The organism is Bradyrhizobium sp. JR4.3 (assembly GCF_040547695.1).
GTDB classification, from domain to species: domain Bacteria; phylum Pseudomonadota; class Alphaproteobacteria; order Rhizobiales; family Xanthobacteraceae; genus Bradyrhizobium; species Bradyrhizobium canariense.
In genome coordinates this window covers 26,909-44,491 of record NZ_JBEPQF010000051.1, presented here as the reverse complement: position 1 = coordinate 44,491, position 17,583 = coordinate 26,909, and the positions used below count along the sequence as shown (strand labels likewise).

General features: G+C 60.9%; 17 protein-coding genes. All 17 read right to left on the bottom strand.

What is annotated here, in order from left to right; all coding sequences use genetic code 11:
• On the bottom strand, positions 1-890 hold an 890-nt coding region (locus ABIB91_RS38855; RefSeq protein ID WP_354172289.1), incomplete at its 3' end, for a DUF1028 domain-containing protein.
• A gap of 4 nt (positions 891-894) precedes the next feature.
• Complete coding sequence (locus ABIB91_RS38850) at positions 895-1,680, bottom strand: alpha/beta fold hydrolase (protein ID WP_354172287.1); 786 nt, start codon at positions 1,678-1,680, stop codon at positions 895-897.
• A 236-nt stretch (positions 1,681-1,916) separates the two neighbouring features.
• On the bottom strand, positions 1,917-2,426 hold the full coding sequence (locus ABIB91_RS38845; RefSeq protein ID WP_354128613.1) for a YybH family protein: 510 nt from the start codon (positions 2,424-2,426) through the stop codon (positions 1,917-1,919).
• Positions 2,427-3,014: 588 nt separating this feature from the next.
• Positions 3,015-5,471 carry a 5-amino-6-(D-ribitylamino)uracil--L-tyrosine 4-hydroxyphenyl transferase CofH gene (gene cofH, locus ABIB91_RS38840; protein WP_354172285.1) on the bottom strand — a complete coding sequence of 819 codons (2,457 nt, stop codon included), beginning with the start codon at positions 5,469-5,471 and terminating at the stop codon, positions 3,015-3,017.
• Positions 5,472-5,576: 105 nt separating this feature from the next.
• A complete protein-coding gene (gene cofC, locus ABIB91_RS38835; RefSeq protein ID WP_354172283.1) occupies positions 5,577-6,251 on the bottom strand; it encodes a 2-phospho-L-lactate guanylyltransferase in 675 nt (224 codons plus the stop codon).
• A complete protein-coding gene (gene cofD, locus ABIB91_RS38830) occupies positions 6,248-7,258 on the bottom strand; it encodes a 2-phospho-L-lactate transferase (RefSeq protein WP_354172281.1) in 1,011 nt (336 codons plus the stop codon). The genes cofC and cofD overlap by 4 nt, the downstream gene beginning before the upstream one ends.
• Entirely contained in the window at positions 7,255-8,019 is a 765-nt protein-coding gene (cofE, locus tag ABIB91_RS38825) for a coenzyme F420-0:L-glutamate ligase (RefSeq protein WP_354172291.1), read from the bottom strand. Before cofE ends, cofD begins: the two co-directional genes overlap by 4 nt.
• A 259-nt stretch (positions 8,020-8,278) precedes the next feature.
• The gene (locus ABIB91_RS38820) at positions 8,279-8,755 is read right to left on the bottom strand and encodes an Lrp/AsnC family transcriptional regulator (protein WP_354172277.1); all 477 of its coding nucleotides are present in this window, start codon (positions 8,753-8,755) and stop codon (positions 8,279-8,281) included.
• Positions 8,756-8,783: 28 nt separating this feature from the next.
• The gene (gene npdG / locus ABIB91_RS38815; RefSeq protein WP_354172275.1) at positions 8,784-9,446 is read right to left on the bottom strand and encodes an NADPH-dependent F420 reductase; all 663 of its coding nucleotides are present in this window, start codon (positions 9,444-9,446) and stop codon (positions 8,784-8,786) included.
• A gap of 185 nt (positions 9,447-9,631) precedes the next feature.
• A complete protein-coding gene (locus ABIB91_RS38810) occupies positions 9,632-9,865 on the bottom strand; it encodes a MoaD/ThiS family protein (RefSeq protein WP_354128620.1) in 234 nt (77 codons plus the stop codon).
• Positions 9,862-12,135, bottom strand: a complete 2,274-nt coding sequence (locus ABIB91_RS38805; RefSeq protein ID WP_354172273.1) for a xanthine dehydrogenase family protein molybdopterin-binding subunit — start codon at positions 12,133-12,135, stop codon at positions 9,862-9,864. Before ABIB91_RS38805 ends, ABIB91_RS38810 begins: the two co-directional genes overlap by 4 nt.
• A complete protein-coding gene (locus ABIB91_RS38800) occupies positions 12,132-12,626 on the bottom strand; it encodes a (2Fe-2S)-binding protein (RefSeq protein ID WP_354172271.1) in 495 nt (164 codons plus the stop codon). Before ABIB91_RS38800 ends, ABIB91_RS38805 begins: the two co-directional genes overlap by 4 nt.
• On the bottom strand, positions 12,623-13,498 hold the full coding sequence (locus ABIB91_RS38795) for an FAD binding domain-containing protein (protein ID WP_354172269.1): 876 nt from the start codon (positions 13,496-13,498) through the stop codon (positions 12,623-12,625). The genes ABIB91_RS38800 and ABIB91_RS38795 overlap by 4 nt, the downstream gene beginning before the upstream one ends.
• Positions 13,495-14,535, bottom strand: coding sequence for an LLM class flavin-dependent oxidoreductase (locus ABIB91_RS38790; RefSeq protein WP_354172267.1), 1,041 nt, complete (start codon positions 14,533-14,535; stop codon positions 13,495-13,497). The genes ABIB91_RS38795 and ABIB91_RS38790 overlap by 4 nt, the downstream gene beginning before the upstream one ends.
• Before the next feature lie 59 nt (positions 14,536-14,594).
• The gene (locus ABIB91_RS38785) at positions 14,595-14,915 is read right to left on the bottom strand and encodes a RedY/HapK family protein (RefSeq protein WP_354172265.1); all 321 of its coding nucleotides are present in this window, start codon (positions 14,913-14,915) and stop codon (positions 14,595-14,597) included.
• Positions 14,897-16,480 carry a hydantoinase/oxoprolinase N-terminal domain-containing protein gene (locus ABIB91_RS38780; RefSeq protein WP_354172263.1) on the bottom strand — a complete coding sequence of 528 codons (1,584 nt, stop codon included), beginning with the start codon at positions 16,478-16,480 and terminating at the stop codon, positions 14,897-14,899. The genes ABIB91_RS38785 and ABIB91_RS38780 overlap by 19 nt, the downstream gene beginning before the upstream one ends.
• On the bottom strand, positions 16,477-17,553 hold the full coding sequence (locus ABIB91_RS38775) for an S-methyl thiohydantoin desulfurase family protein (RefSeq protein ID WP_354172261.1): 1,077 nt from the start codon (positions 17,551-17,553) through the stop codon (positions 16,477-16,479). Before ABIB91_RS38775 ends, ABIB91_RS38780 begins: the two co-directional genes overlap by 4 nt.
• Positions 17,554-17,583 lie beyond the last annotated feature (30 nt).

The window sequence follows — 17,583 nt, the reverse complement described above, 5'->3', positions numbered from 1 at the left end:
TCGATCTCTTCGAACGCCCTCCACCCCTGCGATGCTCCCATTGTGAAAGGCTCCTCGTAGGAATCGCTAAAACAAAAGTGCCAAAGTAGTGCTAGGGCAATCTCGCCGGCACGGATCAGCAGCACGCCCTTCCAGAAGGTTGGCTCGGGGTCGGCGCCGATCAATACTTGAGCGTCCGTGAGCATACGTAGCGCCTCTACAAGCTGCGAACCTGTTGCTGCCGCTTCGCGCGAGAGCAGCCCGGGTGTGAAGACAGACGCGCCGAAGGTCGTGTGTGCCTGAGAGAGCTTGGCGAGCCTGCGCAATTCGGCGAGCGGGTCAGGATGGTCGTCAACTCGCACGTCGATAAGGCAGTTAGCCCAAGGCGCTGGACCGGCGTCTGCGGACACCACGAGAAGCGCAGCCGACATCCGGCCACGGGCGTCACCCCCCGCGGCCTCACCTGCGTCCATCGCCGCGAGCATACGATCGACGAGTGGACCGGCAGCATTCTCGTACGCCGCCAGCATGGCAGGCACGACGCCGTCGCTGGCAAGCATATTTCCCAACACCACAACGTTATTGGCCTCGAGCTGACCGCGATGGGGAACACAGCGATCGCCAGTGAACATGGCTTTGCCGCCGACGGCATCGAGGAAGGCGACCTGGCGCAGTTCTCGCTCTGCGTCCTTTGCGAGCAGGGTCGCGAGCGCCGTCGCCGCCGATGCGCCCGAGGCCATGAGATCCAGCCCATTCGGCCCGTAAGCTGGATCAACGAAGGACTGGGTCGCAACAGCACCAACGCCGGCTCGCGCAAACGTCACGACGCGCCCGAGGGCAAAATAATGCGACTGGCTGGCCACACCCAATTGGCCGGTGATCGGGTCTCTGGCGACAATCGAGTATGTCATCTCTTCAGAACTCCACGCGCTTGAGGTGCGCCTTGATCGCGGCGATCAAAGCGGGCGGATCCTCCAGCATCGGCAAATGACCGACGCCTGGCAGGACAACGTGCGGAGCATGCAGCGAGGCTGCCATTTCTGCGCCCGCCGCAGGAGTGCAGGTAAGGTCGAACTCGCCGGTCAGAACCGTCACGGGACAGCTGACGCTAGCCACCTGTGCGCGGATATCGGCCGCGCATGCCGCTCGCCACACGCGACGGATGTCGTCCTTTCCGTTCGGATTGCGCAGCGTCATGGTCTTGGCCACCACTTCGGCAGACGCGTTTGGGCCCAGCGCATATTTCGGCAGGATGAGCTCAAACATCTCGGTGACGGTGTGATGTTCGAGGGTGGATAGCACCGCCGTATTGTCAGGATCTCGCGAGTAGAGCTGACTGCCTACCGCAACAACCGAGATGACCCGTTTGGGTTCGGCGGCTGCGAGATAGAGCGAAATCGCTCCACCGAGTGAACCGCCGACCGCGTGGAAGCGGTCGACGCCCGCCCGGTCGACGGCGTCGATGCAGTCCTGCGCCCACCGCGCAAGGTCGTATTGTTTGGTCGGCGGCGAGTCACCGAATCCTCGCATGTCAGGAACGATGGTGAACCGGTCGGCGAACGCCGGTACAATTTCGGCCCACGCCGCGCCTTGAAGATTGATGGGATGCACGAACAGGATTGGCGGCCTGCTCGCATCGGTCTCGCCATGGTAAGACACGGCAATCGTACCGACCGGTCGCTTGATAGTGAGCCGCCTCATGAATCATCCTCGGGCACGGTGACCCGAACGGCCGAAAGGACGCTCAATTTGTGGATCGCTCTTCGATTCCAGCCAAGCTCAAGCATCGAAAGTCCATTCGCTTCCGGGCGGGCACATCGGACGGCACTTCAACGAGAAAAAAACGGTTCTGTATGTTTTTGCAGCACCGGCGGGATCAGTTCGTCCCGCCGGAAGTAGGATGCTCCTGCCAGCCCCGACAGGACGCTCGCTTGCCGTTACGGCTTTTGATCGTCAGTGACAGAGAAGCTCTTGCCGAAGCTGGACGGCAGATAGCCCACACCGCGGCTGGCATAGCTATCGCCGAACGGCTGCCGAATCTTGTCTTGCGGCGCCATCTCCGAGCAGTGGAAGTGCCAGATCTTCCACTCCGGCTTTCCCTCCCCGTCATTGCGCACGTAGATCTCGGTGCTGCGCAGGTACTGGTCCGGTTTCTCGGCGGTCTCGAAGTTGCCTTCGCAAAGCAGGTAAGCCACGTCGCCATGGACATCCAGACGCCAGATGTGCATGACCGCAGGCCTGGATCGCGGCGTGTCCTTGAACGACTCCCAAAAGGCGGTCAGTTCTTCCCGCCCGAAGTACGGATCACCGCTGAGGTTGAAATTCAAGAACGCGGCGCCACTCGGAAAGCAAGTTCGCATCAAGGGGATATCCCACTTGTAATTGGCCGCCCACCAGTCGCGGTGCACTTTCAAAATGGCTGCTCGGTCTTCATCTATAGTCGGCATGAACGCTCCTGGGTGGTGTGATCGTGGAATTGGCCGCCGGGGATTGCCTGAGATTGGCGACCTCATCGGCCTCTGGTCTAAAAACCAGGGCAGATTCTCTTGCTTGCTGGATCCGCTTCCGCGGCCTTGGCCCCGTCGACTCCTTGGACAGCAGTTCTGGGCGGTTCAGCTGAGTGCGCGCGCCGGAAAACGCGACATCGCGAGAGCTAAAGCGGGACGATGTTCCTGCTCCTCGTGATGGCCTGATATCCATCACGGCAAGGGTGCGCTTGGAGAGCTCGCAAGGCAGGCTCCCCAACTCAAAGGCGACGGAATAGTTGATGCAATGAGCCTTGCGGCACCGCATGTCGGCCGCCCGGATCAAGCTTGAGCGGAGTGCCGCGCCCGATAACGGCGCCAAACGCCGGTCAATCGAAACGCGTTGGACAATCAAGGCCCAGCCGAAAGCGTGCGCTGGCGCGATAATACGGCTCACTCCAAAGTTCTCCAATATGAGATATGTGATCACAAATTCGAAACCGCGTCAAGTATTCCGCGGCAACGCATGTCGGCGTCGCTAGACTTTTGCCCGCAGGGTCCGCGCTCCCGCTACCTCATTTCAAGCGCAGGAGGCCCTGCAGCGCCGCCCCCACCGCGATGGTCCTCCAGTCCAGTAACAATCGGCTCGAGTTCTGGCGGGTTCAGCGAGGCGAGATAACGATGGTCAGCAACATCGCCATAGAGTGTCGTACGTTGGCGCGGCAGGCGCGCCGTCGCGCGGATGAGCTCTTCCATTTGCTTTGGAGCCATCTCGTGGCCGTGTTGGGCACCGGCTGAACGCGAGATCGTCTCGTCCATGAGCGTGCCGCCGAGATCGTTCACACCAGCCTCAAGGCAGGCGCGAATGCCTTTTTCGCCGAGCTTCACCCAAGACGCCTGGATGTTGGAGATCTTGGTGTGGAAGACAAGCCGTCCGATCGCATGCATGAGAACGACCTCGCGGAAGGTCGGCCCCTTGCGCGATCGCCCTTTCAAATAGATCGGGGCTTCCATGTGGACGAACGGCAATGGGACAAATTCAGTGAAGCCACCGGTCTCGGCCTGAACATCCCGGATGCGCAACAGATGTCTTGCCCAATGCTCGTAACGGTCAACATGGCCGAACATGATCGTTGCGGTGCTGCGCAATCCCGTTCTATGGGCCGCTGCCATGATCTGCAGCCATTGCGCGGTGTTGATCTTGTCGGGACACAGAATCGCGCGGACCTCGTCGTCCAGAATTTCTGCAGCCGTCCCCGGCAAAGTGCCAAGACCGGCGTCCTTCAACTCGCGCAGAAACTCATCGACCGAACTCCCGAGCGTCTTGGCGCCCTGGAACACCTCGAGCGGCGAGAAGGCATGGATATGCATGTCGGGCGTGGCCTGCTTCACGGACCGGCAAATCTCAAGATACTTCGCACCGGTGTAGGCGGGATGGATGCCGCCCTGCATGCAGACCTCGGTGGCGCCGCGCTCCCAGGCTTCGCGGGCGCGCCGCCCGATCTCATCCATCGAAATGTCGTAGGGCCGCCCGCGCAAGTTCTCGGCGAGCTTTCCTTTTGAAAATGCGCAGAACTGGCACTTAAAGTAGCAGATATTGGTGTAGTTGATGTTGCGGTTGACGACATAGCTGACGGAATCGCCACTGACGGATCGGCGCAGCTCATCAGCAGCGCGGCACACGGCCATGAAATCGCGCTCCTCGGCCTCGAACAGTGACACGATCTCTGCCTCTTCGAGTCGTGTCCCAGATTGAGCCTTCGCGATAATTCTCCGAAACCTGCCGGCTAAGACGGCGGGCGGGTTGGCTTTTTCATGCAGCATCGCCAGCTCTCCGGCAGGCGGATCGCACCTTGTTCCAGGGCACCATTCGTCCCGACGCGGCCAGCCATTTCCGTCGACGAGACCGAGCAGGCTCTTCTGCAGCGATGTGTCAGTCCAGCGTGCATAGTGACGCGCATAGGCCGGATAGACTGCGAGGCGTTCGACGAGCGTCTTGCTGCATGCAGCGGTGGACTCGGAAAGACGTGCGAGATGGGGCCAAGGCGCCTCGGGATTGACATGGTCCGGTGTCACCGGGGACACGCCGCCCCAGTCATTGATGCCAGCGGCCAAGATCATGTCCAGTACGCCCGGGCTGAGATTGGGCGGCGCCTGGATGTTCATATCAGACCGGAACAGCAATCGCGTGAGCGCAATGGTCCACAGATGGTCTTCCATTGTTGGCGCCGGCGCGTGCCTCATGCGGGTATCCGGCTTCGGCCTGAAGTTCTGGATAATGACTTCCTGAATGTGCCCGTAGCGTTCGTCCAGATTGCGCAATGCAAGCAGCGAGGAGATGCGCTCAAGCGGCGTCTCACCGATACCGACCAGCAATCCGGTCGTGAAGGGCACCGAGAGCTGGCCAGCGAGTTCAATCGTCCGCAGCCGCCTTGCAGGGTCCTTGTCAGGTGAACCGAAATGCGGTCCCCCGGGCCCGCACAGCCTTGCGGAGGCGCTCTCGAGCATGATCCCTTGCGAGATGGAGACTTTGCGCAAGGCCGCGATATCATCAGCCTCCATCAAGCCTGGATTGAGATGCGGCAAGAGGCCTGTCTCGCAGAAAACCACGCGCGCGGCTTCCTTGAGGTAAGCCAGGGTCGATGCAAAGCCCATCTCGTGCAGTTCACGCTGGGCCAGGCGGTATCGCAGCTCAGGCTTGTCGCCGAGCGTAAACAGCGCCTCCTTGCAGCCGGCCTCACGACCGGCACGCGCGATCGCCAGCACCTCATGCATGGTGAGGTAGGCGCGCTGCCCTTTTTGGGGAGAATGGGCGAATGTGCAGTAGTGGCAGACATCCCGGCACAACTGCGTAAGCGGAATGAACACCTTTCGCGAGTAGGAGATCTTTCTACCATGGGCCTCATCCCGCTTTGATGCCGCCATCCGCATGAGATCGGGAAGGGACACGTCGCTGACTACAGACAGGGCCTCTGAAGCCGAAATGTCACTTCGTCTCAGCGATTCCAGGAACATCCGATCCACCATTCTCAGAACTCCTCACGCTCTCCGCAGTCCGGCGGAGCTCTCCCTATTTTGGGCAACCAGTTTCGAGCACATTTCGGGCGCCGCATCGACGATTGTGCGCCCGCCCTATCCGGCGCTTTCCACGAGCAGCCTTTGCCCCAGATCGATCGAACGCAAATAGCGATCGGTGGCTGTGGTCGTGTTCAGCTCAAGAAAATTAAAGAGATCGGCGGGAGCATCGAGATCAAGTCCAATCCTCGCATTGGAGCACAAGATGGGCTCAATGCCGAGGCGATCGGCTGCGGCGATGTGGCGGGCAAAGCTGTCGGGGCCGAAACACGGCTGTAATGGTCGCGCCAAGCTGAACGCAACCGCGTTGGTGCCGCCGTCGCGCGGCGCCGGCACGATCACCACGGCGTCGCCTTGTGCGGCTTGAAGAAGCGTTGAGACGTCCTCGCTCAAGATTGCCGGAACATCGCTCGGCAGAACGAGGATGAGTTCGCCTCCACGACTTTCGATGGCGGCGAGCCCGGCTGCCACTGCAGCATTGGTTCCGTCCGCACCGCCGTCATCAATCACGACAGCCCCCAGACGGGTCGCCTCTTGAGCGACATCTTCAGCACTGGTGACCACAGCGACACGGTTGAGTTGCATCACGCCGCATGCCGCGCTCAGAACGTCGCCCAGCATCGACCGGGCCAACAGGACACGCTCGGAAGGCGTCAGCAATGGCGAGAGTCGCTGCTTCGCGCACGAGAACGATTTTGCCGGGATGATCACCCATGCATTTCGTCTTGTCATGACGCGCCTCGTATCGAAGGGGGCCTGATCCGCCGTTTGTGCGTTGCGCGAAGGCTCTCGCCGAAGGCAAGCGCATGCTCGGCGAGCCTGATCTTCGACTGCAAGTCTGTCATGAGCGTAGGTGCCGCGTGTAGATCAACCCCGAGATCGCCCGCCCCTGCGGCATCGGCGACATCTATGACGAGGCCATCGAGCAGCCCTGCATAATGTCTGGAAATCTCCGCATTTGACGGCTCGAGGCCAAGTTCGTCCATGATCTTGCGCGTCGGCCCTTTGATTGCCTGACCGCCGATAATTGGGGAAATGGCCAGAACGGGAACGCCGGTCGCACGCAGCTTTTCGGCCATCCCAGGAACAGCCAGGATCGGATCGACGCTGAGATAGGGATTGGAAGGGCAAATAATGACAAGATGCAGATCCTCGGCATCGAGCGACGCTAGCACCTCTTCGCTCAGGCGAGCGCTTTGCGCCCCGCTGAACCGGATCTGCTTGACAACGGGTTCGCAACGACGTCCGACAAAATAGCGCTGGAATTCGAGTTCGCCTTCCGTGCTGTCGATCATGGTGGAAAGCCTGTCGTTGGTGACGGGCAGCACGGCTGAACGAATACCGAACCGCCGCGCAATATCGATGGCAATGGCTGTGAGACTTTCACCGCTTAGGCGACGGCGGGTCCGCTCCACATGCATCGCCATGTCGCGATCGCCGAGTAAGAACCAGGTCTCGCCGCCGATTTGCTTCAAAGCCTCCATGAAGTTCCAGGTCTCATCGGATCGGCCCCAACCGCGCTGCTGGTCGCTGAGGCCCGCGAGCGTATAAAGGACTGTGTCCAGGTCAGGCGAGATATGGAGCCCGAGATGCTCGAAATCATCGGCGACATTGACGACCACGGTTAGTCTCTCTGCGAGCACGTGCTGCAATCCAACAGCAAGCTTTGCTCCTCCGACGCCCCCGCAGAGTGCCACTACGCGGCCTTCTGTAGGCACAAACTGTGACCGCCCGTTCATCTGAACATGTCCCGTTCTTTCGCACGCAGGAGTGCGGACGCCGAATTAATTGGAGCGCCAGAGGAGAATCCACGGACGTGGATAACCGGTTGGCCTTCGGCCGCCTGTCCCATCACGAGCGAGGCGGCGGCTGCCAGCTCATCCGCAACGGCGATCTCCGTCACCTGCATGGGCCGCCCGAACAGATCGGGCTCGCCGATCATGCTCTGAAGGGCAGGAAGACCAGCACTTCCGAGCGCCACGCCAACGACGCCGTTGCGCCAGGGGCGTCCGAAGCTGTCGTTTATGATGACGCCGGCATCGACACTGAACCGCCGATCGAGGCCGGCCTTCAGGCGCTGGCAGCTCACATCCGGATCTTCCGGCAGCAACAATACGCGGTGGCCGCGATCCTGCTCGATGTTGGATTCATCGATCCCGGCGTTCGCCATCACGAAGCCGAGGCGGTGGGCAACGATGATCACGTTCTGCCTTGCGCGCAAGACCTCGGTGGATTCCGAGAGCACGACCTCAATGTGCCGGGGATCCTTGCCGACCGTCTTTGCAAGCTCGATAGCGCGGTCGGAAGGGTTCACATCGTCAAGATAGACGTACCTGTTTTCCGCCTTCGATACGATTTTTTGTGCGATGACAAAGATGTCACCGGTCGCGACGACGATGTCCGCACTCCTGACGCCGGCCGCGATGACGCCAACCAGATCGTCGCCCGGCTCCGTCAAAGGAATTCCGGGAAGGGCGGTGTATGTGATGCTCCTCGTCATCGCGAGCTCTTCCTTCCTTCGGCGCCCATGTCCGGAATTTGTCTCGTGTTTCTGGCGCGTGGGCATCTCACGTCGAATACGGTCTCGACGAGCTGCCCCTCAGTTTTATACCTCGTCTGCTTCTCCTTGAGCATCGTCCGGCCGCCAAGGCTTGCGGACAAGTCTCCGAAGTCGACACGCTGCAGGCGTGCTGTCGCGGGTTTGCGACCGCCTGCACCATCTCCTGCCTTCATTGCGAGCTCCGCTGCGCGATTGGTTGCTAGCCATGAAGCGCCGCCGGAGAAATCGAGCGCTTGATGACGGTCCGCATTGCGAAGCTCGATTGCAGTCTTGCCACACCGGGTAGCCGCGACAAGTGCTGCTTATGTATGCGTTCGTAGTCCTCCATGTCGCGCGCCAGCACCAAAAGCCGATAGTCGTCCGTGCCAGACATCAGATGGCAGGCGATCACGTCGGGGCACTTCTGGATTTCGGTCTCAAAAACCCTGAGCGCATCCTCACTTTGGCGGTCGAGCGTGATGTGGACGATCACGGTCAAGGGAAAGCCAAGCGAGTTTGCGTCGATCGCGACCGAGTAGCCCTTGATGATGCCGGCTTTCTCCATTTGCAGCACACGCCTTGCGCAAGACGTTGCCGAGAGACCGACACGTTCGGCAAGCGCCAACTGACTTATTCGGGCATCCCGAATGAGTTGGCCCAAGATTTTACGGTCAAGAGTATCGAGGGCTGTGAGCATCGTTGCGAACGCCCCTGCGGTTTTCCATTCACGTCAGGCCGGAAAACGTGATGCCGGCACCCTTCACCTTGTATTTGCGGTTGATCGCGATCAGAACGGAGGTGAGAGCCTCGGCTGCCGCTGAGTTCGCGAGCGCACCGCCATCGATGCCGCGATTGCTCACCGCATCGGCCAGCAGCATGACCTCTTTGCGGGCCTCCGGGTCGTCGCTGAACACGAGGACGTCGCAGTCCGCCTTGCCTCCGGCATGGAGCTTCTGTGAGCCGACATTGTGGAAGGCCCCGACCACCCGCGAGCTCGGATCAAGCTGCGATTGCGCGATCAGGGCGGCCGACCCGGCGCTCGGAAGTTGAACAACAGACACCTTCGGCGGCACGAGCGGCACGACCGCGGTGACAACGATCTTGCCCTTGGCCGCGTCCTTGATCTCGGCCAGGCTTGCCTCGTAGTTGGAAAAAGGCACGGCAATGACAACAATATCGCTCTTCGCCGCGGCGGCAGCGTTGGTGTCACCGCTGACATTGGCAAACCCGTCCGACTTCAGGAGCGCGACCGCATCCTGGGCGCGCTCAATCGAGCGCGATCCAAGAATGACGGAATATCCGGCGTGGCTCCAGCTGCGGGCAAGGCCCGATCCGAGATCTCCGGTGCCGCCGACGATCGACAAAGTCGGGAGGGGCGCGTTCGACATTTGTATTACACTCCTTTGCTTGCGGCCTGCGTATTGCCGCGAAAATTTTGCTCTGCTTGAGCCTGCCGCACCGTATTCATACGAGGCCGAACACGATCCCGCCTGTTCACGAGAACGAACTCGTCAAGCCCGACGCGGCCGTAGGTCGACGATTGTCAGCCTCTCCCCGAAAAAAGGAATTCATGCTAGCCACCCTCAAGATAGGGATAGAAGTTGAGCTCAGCCCCCTCCTTGACCTCAGCCCATAACGGCACGACCGTGTCACCAATTGATGCGAGCCAGACCTCATGCTCGGCGCTCAAGGAGTCGATCACCTTGAGAATTGTCGTCCCCTCGGGGAGGTCAAGCTGAATGGATCCGACACCGCCGGGCAAGAACCGGCGAAGATTTCCATGCATGTTGACCTCGACGCGGATCATGGCTGCCGGGCTCGCATTGAAGCAACAATTTTTTCAGCAGTCATCGGCAGCGAATTTGGCCAGCAGCCGATCGCCGCTGCGATGGCATTGCCGATTGCGGCCGGTGGTTCGATGCAGGGCGGCTCGCCGACGCCCTTGGCGCCGTAAGGACCGGCTGCGGAGCGGCATTCGACGATAATGCTCTCGATCTCCGGGACATCCATTGCCGTCGGCATCTTGTAGTCAGTCAGGTTTGCATTCATGACACGACCGTCCTGATAGACGATCTCCTCCGAGAGGGCCTGACCGATACCTTGCGCCACTCCGCCCTCGATCTGGCCCTCGATGTAAGTCGGATTGATCGCATATCCGACGTCCTGGGCTACGACATATCGATTGATCGTCACCCTGCCGGTGGCTTGATCGACCGAAAGGTCGACGGCATGGGCATGGTAGCTCGGAGTATTCCATACGGGAAGCGGATGGTTCTTGACGCGTGTCGGATCATACGCTGGTGCGGGCGAAATGGCCGTGCCATGCGCGATGAGCCCACCGCCGGCGAGACGCGAGATGCGCGCCAGCTCCGCGATCGAAATCGACTTGTTGCCGGCGACGACGTGCTTGTCTTGCAGCTTCATGTCCTCGATCGGCGCTTGTAGCTGCTTGGCTGCGATCTCGAACATCTGGCGTCGGAGCTCGCGAGCCGCAGCAAGACACGCATTCCCGACGGAGAACGCCGTGCGGCTCCCCTGAGCGCCGTAGTCGAACGGCGCGGCCTGGGTGTCGACACCTGTCACGATGATGTCGGTCAGATCGAGGGACAACTCTTCGGCCAGCACTTGAGCAGCTCCCGTGAGGGCGCCAGTGCCAATTTCGACGGCGCCGCTGACGAGTGTCGCACTGCCGTCGGGATTGATCTTGACATAGACCCCGGACGAGCCTCCGGTCGTCATCCACCAGCTGCACGCAATGCCCTTGCCGCGTCCTGGCTCGGGATTGCGATCGTGCCAGCCGATCGCATCGGCTGCCTTGCGCAGACATTCCTCGATGCTCACGGATGTGTGCGTCTCGCCGGAAGGACCTGGATCCCCCTCCTTGACGATGTTGCGCAGGCGCATGTCGAGAGCATCCAAGCCGAGATCCTTTGCGATCATGTCGATCTGGCTTTCCATCGCGAAATTCGCCATCGGCCCTGCCGGCGCACGGAACGAGCCCGAATGGACCTTGTTGGTGTAGACAGCGATGCTTTCGAATGCGAGCGCACCGGTCTTGTAAGGGCCCGCCATGACCTGAAGTGCTATCGCAGCCGTGCCGGGACCTGAGCCTGCATAAGCCCCACAATCCACGATGATCCTACCGCTTCGGGCAAGAAGGTGCCCGTCTTTGTCGACGGCAGTCTTGAGCAGGACTACGGAAGCCTGACGGGGAAGTGCTGCTGTGAACTCCTCTTCGCTCGTCGACATCACCTTGACCGGGCGCGCGGTCTTGCGCGCGAGCAGAGCTGCGAAGTGCTCAAAACCGATCCTCAGCTTGCCGCCGAAGCCGCCGCCAATACCTGGCACAGTCACGCGCACCCGCGCGGCCGGCAAATCGAGGATTTCGGCCAATGTGGTTTGCGTGTCAAACGGCAATTGGGTGTTGCACCAGACCGTCACGATCCCGTTGGCGTCCCAGTCCGCGGTTGCGACCCGCGGCTCGGTGTATCCTGGATGCTGCAGCGAGGTTGTGAACCGATGCTCGTAGACCTTATAAGCCGTGGCGAAGGTCCCTTCGACGTCGCCGACGTGAATACGGGCTTGTCCTGCGATATTGCCTTTGCGCGAAATGATTGGCAGCGCCTTGTAGCTTTCCCAATCCGGATGGATGCGGATATCGCTTGTGAGCGCCTCCTCCGGATCATACAGCGCCGGCAGATCCTGGTATTCAACCGTGATGGCCTCAATCGCGCGCTCCGCGATTTCGAGAGAGGTGGCAGCAACCGCGGCGATTGCATGTCCCATGAACAGGACGCGATCGGTTGCGAACACGGTCGTGTCGCGTACCGCCGCTCCGTAACGGACCTGCGGGATGTCAGCGGCAGTGATAATGCCACGCACGCCGGCAATTGCAGCGGCGCGCGAGGTATCGATCCTTTTGATCAGCGCGTGCGCGCGAGCACTGCGCAGGATCTTGCCATAGAGCATGCCGGGCAACTTGAAATCCGCAGCATAAACGTGCTTTCCGGTAACCTTGCCAACACCATCCAGCCGGGGCAGGCGGTGACCGGCGACGCGATGGGTATGAGCGTTCATTGCTTGACTCCCGAGAGTGCGATGCGGTCTGCTGCGGTTGCCACGGCATCAACGATTTTGCGATAGCCTGTGCAGCGGCATAGCGTCCCTGCGATGGCTTCCCTGATCTCGTCGCGCGAGGGTCGGCAGCCCGGATTTTCATCCAAGAATGACTTTGCGGTCAGGATCATTCCCGGGATGCAGTAGCCGCACTGAACGGCGCCGCATTCGATGAACGCCTCCTGAAGGGGATGCAGATGCTCGGGATCGCCGATCCCCTCGATCGTGGTGATCGAGCATCCCTCGACCTGGCCTGCGAGCAGGATGCAGGAGTTCACGGCCCTTCCATCGAGCAGCACCGTACAGACGCCGCACTCAGCTTCCAGGCAGTTTTCCTTGGTGCCCATCATGCCGATCTCGTTGCGCAAGACCTGCAGCAACGTCCAATGGGGCTCAATGAGCAGCTGATGGCTCTCGCCGTTGACAACGAGATTGAGAATTGTCCGGTTCATTGATCCTGTTCCCGAATTCGTTGCAAACACGTCTCAAGCGCCCGCTCGACCATGATCGCGACAAGACCACGGCGATAGCCGGACGACGCGCGGACATCGGAGATCGGACTGGACGCCTCTGCCGCAAGCCTGCCCGCCTCCGCAAAGCTTTCCTTGCCGGCGGGCTTGCCTAGGAGATAGCTCTCCGCCTGTTCGGGCCGGAACGCCTTTGGGCTCGCCGCCCCGATGGCCAGACGCACTGAAGCGCAGCGCGAGGTGGAAGCCTCCAGCGTCAAACAAGCTGCAACGCAAACCACCGATATCTCCATGGCCCGCCGGCGACCTTCCTTCAGGAAGGCGGTTGCGGATCGGGTTGGAAGCTTGGCAAATTGGATGCTGGTCAGGATCTCGGCTGGCAGGAGGCCGTTCTTTCCCGGACCTATGATGAAGTCGCGTAAGGGGGCAGAGCGCCGTCCATCGGGACCTGTGATGTCGAGACTGGCATCGAGCGCGAGCAGCGGCGGCACAAAATCGGCGGCAGGCGAAGCATTGACGATGTTGCCGCCGATGGTTGCGATGTTTCGTACCTGATGGCCACCGACGACGCTGGCGGCCTCGAGCAGCGCCCGCAAATTACCCCGAAACGCAGCATGGGTTTCGATCGTGCGGTACCTTGTCAGCGCGCCAAGGGTGAATGCTGCGGCGGTCTCGGTGATTTCTCTCATGCCGGGCAGGCAGGCGACATCGATCAGATGTACGGGATCGATCTTCTTCCGATTGATCTGGATGACTGTATCGGTCCCGCCGGCAACATAGCGCGCCGTCGGCGCAAAGCGTTGAGCAAGGTCGATGGCTTCGGTGACGGTTGCCGGGCGATGAAGATCAAAGCTCATGGCCTGCTCCCTTGCTTGTCCTGGGCAGCAGGCCAGACCTCGTCGCCCATCTTGGCGATCGTGTCCTCGATCGCGCCTCCTTCGGGCGCGAACGGCATGATGATGATCCCGTCGACGCCGGCCTGACGCAGCTCGATCACGCGCGCGGTCACCTCCTCGACATTGCCGGCCAGAGTGAAGGCATTGATATGGCGATCGGTCACATACGGCAGCAAAGGAAGATACGGCGTCACGCCGGCGGCGTAATGGGCGCCCTGAACCGAGGCGAGTGCGTCCTCCGGCAGGGTCAAGCCCTGCTCTTCGGCCGTTTCAAATTTGAGACGTCCTGCACCCAGCAGTCTTGCAACCGTCGGCCGGAGCGTGTCACGAGCGGCCTGACCGTCTGAGGCGATACAGGCATTGAGCCTGACGATCAGCCTGACGGATTTGGGATCGCGGCCCGCCTTCCTCGCCCCGTCATCCAGTCTCGCACGGAAGGCCTGGACTTCGGGAGCATTGCCCCCTGCCTCCATGAACGCGGCATCGGCGCAAGCGCCTGCGGTTCGTTGGCCGAGCGGCCCGTTGCTGGCGACATAGATCGGGATATCGGCGCGGATGGGAGCGAAGTTCAGCTTGCCCTCCTTGAACTGAATGACCTCTCCCTCGTAGGTGACGGTTTCGCCGCGCAGGAGCATGCGAATGACCTCGATCGCTTCGCTGATCGCACGCGCGGGCTTCTTGCGATCGATGCCGAGCTCGGCAAAGCCGGAAATACCGGCGCCGATGCCCAGGATTGCGCGCTTGTTCGATATCTCGTCGAGCGTCGCAATCGCCATGGCCGTCAGCGCCGGATGTCGAGCGTAGGGGTCTGTCACGCAAGGCCCGAGCCTGACCCGCGACGTATTTTGCGCAAAATATCCCAGGCACGAATAGACTTCGCGATAAAACCTCTCATCGGCAAGCCAGACCGTATCGTATCCGCTCGCTTCGGCGAGTTTGACGCGATCAAGCATCTTGACCATGGGCGCGTTGCCGAGAATTAGCAGATCGAGGGTCATCTTGGTGTCCTGTTTGCGCTTACGTCTTGGATCAGGCAGAGCTCAATGGGGCGAAGAAATCATTCTATCTCGTCGCTGACGAAATAGATGTTCTTTGAGCGATCGAGAAACTTGCCATAAAGCTCCTCTCGCAGCGCAACACCGGCAGATGAGGCAAGGTCCTTGTCGTGTTGCTCCAGGCTCTTGACTTCGATTCTTTCGATGTACTGCCATGTTGACGTTTCGGCGCCCTGGATGGGGCGGCGAATGCGATGAACTTTGTAGCTCACGTAATTGTCGAGGCTACGCACAAGAGCGTAGTCGCGCTCGCGAACCCAAGCCTCATATTCGACTGGATCGACACCTTCCTTGAGCGTGCTGATCAGGAAACGGACTGGCATATGACTTTCTCCTTGGCTGTTTGCTCAATACGGGTTGATCTGATATCGCCGACGACCTTCACACGGACGCGCATGGCATTGCCGGGCAGATATGCGATCGGCGTATCCTCCGCCTCGACCAGGGCCAGCGATTTCGACTCCGCGCCGGCCTCCACCGCTCGGGATTCGGCAAGCTTGCGTGCTGAGCCGACAGCCTCCTCTCGCGTCAGCCCCTGGAAGACCTGATCGACTTCACCACTGATCTGAGCGATGGCTGCGCCAACCGCGTTCGCGCAGCCCCCGTGCTGAACGCGCACCACCTGCCCGACGCCCTGCAATTCTTCCGGAACAAGAAAGGCGCCTCCACCGACCGCGATGAGCGTGACGTCTGAAGCGCTTGTCTTCATCCGGTCGACGTTCGCTTCCAGCATCTCCTTGCAGCGGCGCAGAACCCTCTTCACGTCATCAGCGGTGATATGTGCCACACGCTTGCGGTCGCCGAGGTCGATCAGTCCGGCGGCAACGCCGATGTCGGTCGAGGTCACGCTATTGCCGCCGAACACAAGCGCTTCCGAGGACAGGCGGTACCCGACACTGAGCGGCCCGATGGTTGCCGCTTCTAGGTCGATATGGCTGCCGCCGCCAAGTCCGATGGAAACGAGGTCCGGCATGCGGAACAGGGTCCTTACGCCTCCAATGTGAACGACGGTGTTGGCTTCACGGGGAAAGCCGTTCCGCAAAAAGCCAAAATCGGCCGTCGTGCCGCCGACATCGACCACCACCGCATCTTTGAGCCCGGAAAGATAGGCCGCCCCCCGCATCGAGTTGGTCGCACCGGAGGCGAAGCTGAACACCGGATATGCGGCGGCACGCGAGGCCTCCGCGACGGTGCCGTCATTTTGCGTGACAAAAAGCGGCGCCTTAAGTCCGACTTTTGACTTGGCATGTTCAAAGGCCGTGATGGTCTTCTGCGCAAGCGCAATGAGAGAGGCATTGAGGATTGCCGCATTCTCGCGCTCGAGCAATCCGATCCCGCCGAGCAGATGTGCGCAGGTCACCGATGCATCGGGAATCTCCTCGCGCAGGATGGCGGCGACCTCTTCTTCGTCGGACGGATCAAGTGGGGAGAACAGTGCGTTGACCACGACGTATTCGAGGCCGAGGCTGCGGATTTCGCGGGCAATTCGCCTGGCGGCGGCAATATCCAGAGTGGCGAACCTGCGGCCGTCGTAATCGTGGCCGCCTTCAATCTGCCAGACCCCGCCATTGGCGAGCTCAGCCAGGTCAGCCGGCCAATCGGTGAAGGGCGGCAAAGATCTTGTGGCGGGGAGCGCGACCCGGATCACCGCCACTTTGGTCAGATGACGGCGCTGCACGACCGCATTGATGAAGTGGGTCGTACCAATCATCAGCGCGTCGATGCTGGTTGCAAGTTCGGCGCTCAGATCGAGTGCATCGATCGCCGCAGCCACACCGCTGGTGACATCGGCCGTGGTGGCGACTTTCACGCCCTGCACGACCTTTCCGCCGTCGATCAGCACGGCGTCCGTGTTGGTCCCACCTACGTCAATACCAATGCGTCTCATGAGCAGAATACCGACTTGAAATCGATGTCATAACCAAAGGCACGGGGACCGACATGGTCGAGCCCGCGCGGCGAGAGGAAGACTGGAGCTGCTGGCAGCGCGATCACCGTCGTGCGTTGCCCGTAGCGAATGGTTTCCGTTCCGATCGCCTCGCCGGATTCGCTGTCGAGAACGCAGATGAGGTCTGGCGTCGAGACGACCGCCTGCCCATCGCGCCAGACGACGATCCACTCGTTCTGGAAGTCGATCCGGATCTGGCTGCCGTGATCATCGCCAAGCCCATCCACGACAGTCCGCCCGCGCAGGAAGCCCTCCGTTGTCCGCCGCTCGACCTCAACGACCTTGCCAGCGAACAGGAACTTGCCGGATTCCGCTTTTAGAATGGCCGCGATCGGGTCGGCATGCTGCCGGTTGGCCTCGGCAACCGCCCGTCCGAGATTGATGGCCTTGGATGTGGTGCGGGGAATGGCCCATTTTTTCACTTCAGCGCCGGAGCGCGGCGCCTTGCAAGTCGCGACAATGGATCCGAACTCGGTACAAAGCTTACGACTGACACGCTCCATCCATTTCCAGGAGGAGGTTTTGCCGACGATGGCCTCATTACCTCGCGGATCTACCGAGGTCAGCGGATAGGGAGCGAGATTGCCGACCGCAAAGCTCGTCATCTGCGCTTCTGGATAGGCCCGCCCCATTGCATCGGCATCGACAACTGGAATTTTCAGGTGGACGGCCGCGAGCAAGGACTGCATGCCGTTGCCGCCACCGATTTCGACGGCCATAACCGCTCTGAACTTGCGGTCAAGATGCTCTTCCATGGCCGAAACGGCACGAGCGATCAACCGGCTGTCGACCAGACGCTCCTGGAAAACAAGCGGAGCGCCCATGATGGAGACAACCGCGATGGCGTCATCATCGTCCAGCTCGTCGGGATCGATCAGATCGAGGCGAACGCCCTCGTCGTAGAAACGCCGCAAGTTGAGCAGCGCGTGATACGGGCTCCCGCCGCCGCCTGTTCCGAGAATCCAGGCACCGACCGAGAGCGCCTCGATATCCTCCGGACTCAATTGTTTCATCTAGAGCCTCCGAGCCGCATCCATCGCGGC

What these genes read in the sequence shown, in the direction of transcription:
- npdG (WP_354172275.1), bottom strand. Translation starts at nt 9,446, where the DNA reads ATGTCGAACGCGCCCCTCCCGACTTTGTCGATCGTCGGCGGCACCGGA.
- ABIB91_RS38805 (WP_354172273.1), bottom strand. Translation starts at nt 12,135, where the DNA reads ATGAACGCTCATACCCATCGCGTCGCCGGTCACCGCCTGCCCCGGCTG.
- ABIB91_RS38810 (WP_354128620.1), bottom strand. Translation starts at nt 9,865, where the DNA reads ATGATCCGCGTCGAGGTCAACATGCATGGAAATCTTCGCCGGTTCTTG.
- ABIB91_RS38850 (WP_354172287.1), bottom strand. Translation starts at nt 1,680, where the DNA reads ATGAGGCGGCTCACTATCAAGCGACCGGTCGGTACGATTGCCGTGTCT.
- ABIB91_RS38785 (WP_354172265.1), bottom strand. Translation starts at nt 14,915, where the DNA reads ATGCCAGTCCGTTTCCTGATCAGCACGCTCAAGGAAGGTGTCGATCCA.
- cofD (WP_354172281.1), bottom strand. Translation starts at nt 7,258, where the DNA reads ATGAACGGGCGGTCACAGTTTGTGCCTACAGAAGGCCGCGTAGTGGCA.
- ABIB91_RS38780 (WP_354172263.1), bottom strand. Translation starts at nt 16,480, where the DNA reads ATGAGACGCATTGGTATTGACGTAGGTGGGACCAACACGGACGCCGTG.
- ABIB91_RS38800 (WP_354172271.1), bottom strand. Translation starts at nt 12,626, where the DNA reads ATGAACCGGACAATTCTCAATCTCGTTGTCAACGGCGAGAGCCATCAG.
- ABIB91_RS38795 (WP_354172269.1), bottom strand. Translation starts at nt 13,498, where the DNA reads ATGAGCTTTGATCTTCATCGCCCGGCAACCGTCACCGAAGCCATCGAC.
- ABIB91_RS38775 (WP_354172261.1), bottom strand. Translation starts at nt 17,553, where the DNA reads ATGAAACAATTGAGTCCGGAGGATATCGAGGCGCTCTCGGTCGGTGCC.
- ABIB91_RS38790 (WP_354172267.1), bottom strand. Translation starts at nt 14,535, where the DNA reads ATGACCCTCGATCTGCTAATTCTCGGCAACGCGCCCATGGTCAAGATG.
- cofH (WP_354172285.1), bottom strand. Translation starts at nt 5,471, where the DNA reads ATGGTGGATCGGATGTTCCTGGAATCGCTGAGACGAAGTGACATTTCG.
- cofE (WP_354172291.1), bottom strand. Translation starts at nt 8,019, where the DNA reads ATGACGAGGAGCATCACATACACCGCCCTTCCCGGAATTCCTTTGACG.
- ABIB91_RS38820 (WP_354172277.1), bottom strand. Translation starts at nt 8,755, where the DNA reads ATGCTCACAGCCCTCGATACTCTTGACCGTAAAATCTTGGGCCAACTC.
- ABIB91_RS38845 (WP_354128613.1), bottom strand. Translation starts at nt 2,426, where the DNA reads ATGCCGACTATAGATGAAGACCGAGCAGCCATTTTGAAAGTGCACCGC.
- cofC (WP_354172283.1), bottom strand. Translation starts at nt 6,251, where the DNA reads ATGACAAGACGAAATGCATGGGTGATCATCCCGGCAAAATCGTTCTCG.